Below are 3234 nucleotides of genomic sequence, written 5' to 3'. Positions count from 1 at the left end.
GACAAGGATCGCCAGCCCGATCGCCGCCTCTGCGGCGGCTACGGTGAGCACGAACAAGGCGAAGACCTGCCCGACAATATCGTTCAGGAAGCTCGAGAAGGCGACGAGATTGATGTTCACCGACAACAGAATCAGCTCGATCGACATCAGGATGACGATCACGTTCTTGCGGTTGATGAAGATCCCGAGCACGCCCAGCGTGAACAGGATCGCCGCCAGCGTGAGGAAATGGACCAGGGTGATCATCGCATCGGCTCCTTACACGCCCTCGCGGTTTTTGACCTTGCGGATCTCGATTGAGGTCTCGCGGGTGCGTGCGGCCTGCTTCGCCGCATCCTGACGCTTCACGCCGGGTCGGTCACGCAGGGTCAGCACGATCGCCCCGATCATCGCCACCAGAAGGACCAGCCCGGAAAGCTGGAAGAAATACACATATTTTGTGTAGATCACCGAGCCGAGCTGGGCCGTGTTGGTGATTCCCGGCTGCGCGTCCGCTGCTGCAGGCAGGTTCAGCAAGGCTGGATCGACGGTGTAGGTGGTGACAACCAGAACCAGTTCGACGAGGAAGATGACGCCCACCACCGCGCTGATCGGCAGATATTGCAGCGCACCCTGGCGCAACTCCGCGAAATCGATGTCGAGCAGCATGATCACGAACAGGAACAGCACCGCAACGGCGCCGACATAGACGACGATGAGGATCATCGCCAGGAACTCGGCGCCGAGCAGAATGAAGAGTCCCGCCGAATTCACGAAGGCGAGAATCAGAAAGAGCACCGAGTGCACGGGATTGCGCGCGGCAATCACCAGAAAGGCCGAGGCCACGGTGATGGCGGCAAACAGATAGAAGAAGGCGGCGGTGACCGTCATGCGCTTTCGCTCGAAGCCTGTTGCGGTGGCTTGTCAGGTTCTGCCCGCATGGGTACGGGCGGCCTGTCTATAGACCCCGTTTCGCGACCGCACAACCCGTGTCCGGCCAAACCCGGCAACCATTCCGAACAAAAAGCCCCCATGCGGGCCCCGGTCGGTCGCCATGAAGAATGCTCAGCGATAGGGCGCATCCATCGCCAGATTGCGCGCGATCTCGCGCTCCCAGCGATCGCCGTTATCGAGCAGCTTCTGCTTGTCGTAGAGCAGCTCTTCGCGCGTCTCTACGGAAAATTCGATATTCGGACCCTCGACGATGGCATCAACCGGGCAGGCCTCCTGGCACATGCCGCAATAGATGCACTTCACCATGTCGATATCGTAACGCGTCGTGCGCCGGGTCCCATCATTGCGGCGCGGGCCAGCCTCGATGGTGATGGCCTGGGCGGGGCAGATCGCCTCGCAGAGCTTGCAGGCGATGCAGCGCTCCTCTCCATTGGGATAGCGCCGCAGGGCGTGTTCCCCGCGAAAGCGCGGCGAGGTGGGATTTTTCTCGAAGGGGTAATTGATCGTCGCCTTCGGCTTGAAGAAATACCGCAGCGCCAGAAGAAAGCCGGAGACGAACTCCTTCAGGAGGATCGCCTTAGCGGCCTGATCGAGCCTCATCGCCTTCTCCATGACCCACTCCTCATTCGAACATGGTCGACACGGTGGTGCCGAACAGATAGCCGATGATCGGGAACGCGATCACCGTCAACGTGAACAACGCAACGCGGAAAATCCGGATCCGCCGCTCGTAATCAGCCTTTTCGGCCGCATTGGTCGATCGATCCGTCTCCCGCAGCTTTGCGGTAACGTAGCCGCCGATCGTCTTGAAATTCACCAGCCCGATCAGGAAGCCGATGGCCGCCCCGATCATGCCCGCCGGTGAAATCCACTCGATCACGCCGCCCTCCCCTTACTGTGCGCCCGGCGCCCAGCCGGTCAGCTGCAGCACGCCGGCCACGATCACCACGGCGGCGAGCGAGATCGGCAGGAACACCTTCCAGCCCAGCCGCATCAGCTGGTCATAGCGGTAGCGCGGCACGAAGGCCTTGGTCATCGCGAACATGTAGAAGCACAGCGCCATCTTCAGAATGAACCAGACCGGACCCGGCACCCAGGTGAAAGGCGCGAACGGGATCGGCGACAGCCAGCCGCCGAGGAACAGGATCGTCATCAGCGCACACATGGTCATGATGGCCACGTATTCGCCGAGCATGAAGAGCAGGTACGGCGTGGAGGAATATTCCACCATGAAGCCGGCCACGAGCTCCGATTCGGCCTCCGGCAGATCGAAAGGCGGGCGGTTCGTCTCCGCCAGCGCCGAGATCAGGAAGATCACGAACATCGGGAAGAGCGGCAGCCAGAACCAGCCGAGAATGCCCCAGCCATTGTCCTGCGCCAGCACGATCTGCGTCAGGTTCAGCGAGCCGACACAGAGCAGCACGGTGATGATCACGAAGCCGATGGAGACCTCGTAAGAGACCATCTGCGCCGCCGAGCGCAGCGCGCCGAGGAAGGCGTATTTCGAATTTGAGGCCCATCCACCCATGATCACGCCATAAACCTGCAACGAGGATACCGCGAAGACGAACAGGATGCCGACATTGATATCGGCGATCGCCCAGCCCTCGTTGACCGGGATCACGGCCCAGGCCGCGAGTGCCAGCACCACGAGGATGAAGGGCGCGAGCAGGAACAACCCCTTGTTGGCGCCCGCCGGGATCACCGGCTCCTTGAGCACAAATTTCAAGAGATCCGCGAAACTCTGCAACAGCCCCCACGGGCCGACAACATTGGGCCCCCGGCGCAGCTGCACGGCAGCCCAGACCTTGCGGTCGGCATAAAGGATATAGGCGATGAAGACGAGCAGCGAGACCATCAAGACGAGGCTCTTGAAGGCAATGAGCAGCACGGTGAGGAGAATTTCCGGCATGATGATTTTGTCCCGTATCCTTGCTCACTCAGCCGCTTCGCGGCTTTCCCCGGCGGCAAGCGCCGAGCATTCCGCCATGATCGCGGATGCGCGCGCGATCGGGTTGGTCAGGTAGAAATCCTTGACCGGACTCGCAAACGGCGCATCCCCCGGCTTGCCCTTCACCTTGGCCGCCGCCTTGACCGCCGCCGCCACATCGCTTTGCGCGATCGCGTCGATCGCCGCCATATGCGGGTAGGCCGCATACAGCTTTTCGCGCAACTGCGCCAGATTGTCGAACGGCAATTTGTGACCCAGCTGATCGGACAGGGCGCGCAGGATGGCCCAGTCCTCGCGAGCATCGCCGGGCGGGAAGGCCGCGCGGTTGGCGATCTGCACCCGGCCCTCCG

The 3234-nt window shown here is 61.7% G+C and carries 6 protein-coding genes; all 6 read right to left on the bottom strand.

Annotated elements, in window-relative coordinates; genetic code table 11:
- Positions 1–246 (bottom strand): NADH-quinone oxidoreductase subunit NuoK (nuoK, locus tag VKP01_RS12430; RefSeq protein ID WP_324412743.1); only part of this gene is annotated, 246 nt, incomplete at its 3' end.
- A gap of 12 nt (positions 247–258) precedes the next feature.
- Complete coding sequence (locus tag VKP01_RS12425) at positions 259–870, bottom strand: NADH-quinone oxidoreductase subunit J (protein ID WP_324412741.1); 612 nt, start codon at positions 868–870, stop codon at positions 259–261.
- A gap of 174 nt (positions 871–1044) precedes the next feature.
- Positions 1045–1533, bottom strand: a complete 489-nt coding sequence (gene nuoI, locus VKP01_RS12420) for an NADH-quinone oxidoreductase subunit NuoI (RefSeq protein WP_074445049.1) — start codon at positions 1531–1533, stop codon at positions 1045–1047.
- A gap of 22 nt (positions 1534–1555) precedes the next feature.
- Entirely contained in the window at positions 1556–1813 is a 258-nt protein-coding gene (locus VKP01_RS12415) for a hypothetical protein (RefSeq protein WP_324412739.1), read from the bottom strand.
- A gap of 12 nt (positions 1814–1825) precedes the next feature.
- Positions 1826–2845, bottom strand: a complete 1020-nt coding sequence (gene nuoH, locus VKP01_RS12410) for an NADH-quinone oxidoreductase subunit NuoH (protein ID WP_414706576.1) — start codon at positions 2843–2845, stop codon at positions 1826–1828.
- Between the two features lie 24 nt (positions 2846–2869).
- On the bottom strand, positions 2870–3234 hold a 365-nt coding region (locus tag VKP01_RS12405), incomplete at its 5' end, for a molybdopterin-dependent oxidoreductase (protein ID WP_324412737.1).

The organism is Saliniramus sp. (assembly GCF_035311605.1).
GTDB lineage: Bacteria > Pseudomonadota > Alphaproteobacteria > Rhizobiales > Beijerinckiaceae > Saliniramus.
This window is presented reverse-complemented; position numbering and strand designations above follow the sequence as displayed.

Bases quoted from the DNA above. Each gene is read 5' to 3' on its own strand.
- VKP01_RS12425 (WP_324412741.1), bottom strand. From the start codon at position 870: ATGACGGTCACCGCCGCCTTCTTCTATCTGTTTGCCGCCATCACCGTG.
- nuoI (WP_074445049.1), bottom strand. From the start codon at position 1,533: ATGAGGCTCGATCAGGCCGCTAAGGCGATCCTCCTGAAGGAGTTCGTC.
- nuoH (WP_414706576.1), bottom strand. From the start codon at position 2,845: ATGCCGGAAATTCTCCTCACCGTGCTGCTCATTGCCTTCAAGAGCCTC.